This is a genomic window from Kitasatospora nipponensis, from assembly GCF_039528135.1.
Lineage (GTDB): Bacteria > Actinomycetota > Actinomycetes > Streptomycetales > Streptomycetaceae > Kitasatospora > Kitasatospora nipponensis.
In genome coordinates this window covers 1-516 of the sequence record NZ_BAAALF010001173.1, presented here as the reverse complement: position 1 = coordinate 516, position 516 = coordinate 1, and the positions used below count along the sequence as shown (strand labels likewise).

Sequence of the window (516 nt, the reverse complement as noted above, 5' to 3'; positions counted from 1 at the left end):
TGTCGAACCCCTAACGGCCATCCGGCTGTCATACTTACGACCGTCTCTGGATACGCTGATGCCCGCCGCCGCGCACGGCTGTTCGACGACCCCTTGGCCAGTCGGCCTCCTGCCCGGATTGGAGCACCCAGTGCTGATGACCAAACTCCGTTCACGTGCGACCAGTTGGATCGGGCGCCGTTACCTCGCCCGGACCGCCCGGAACGGCTTCGACCTCTCCGACGTCTCATTCCTGCCCGAATCGGTCCTGATGCCGCTGAAGCGGGATGGACTGGACCCGGTCCCGGCGATGGCCACCACCCGGGCGGCCGCGCCGATCAGCCGGGTGCCGCTGCCGTTCGGCTTCAACGCCTGGCTGGTCACCGGCTACGAGGAGGTCAAGCAGGTGCTCGGCCGGCCGACCGGCTTCAGCAGCGACTTCGCCAACCTGATCGGCAACGTCGGCGTGACCGAGGGTCAGAACCCGGGTGGCCTGGGCTTCAGCGACCCCCCGGTGCACACCCGGCTCCGGAAGCG

1 pseudogene is annotated in these 516 nt (G+C 68.4%); it reads left to right on the top strand.

Annotated elements, in window-relative coordinates:
- Window positions 1-136: 136 nt before the first annotated feature.
- Window positions 137-516: pseudogene (locus ABD323_RS45495) on the top strand (cytochrome P450); the annotation flags it as partial.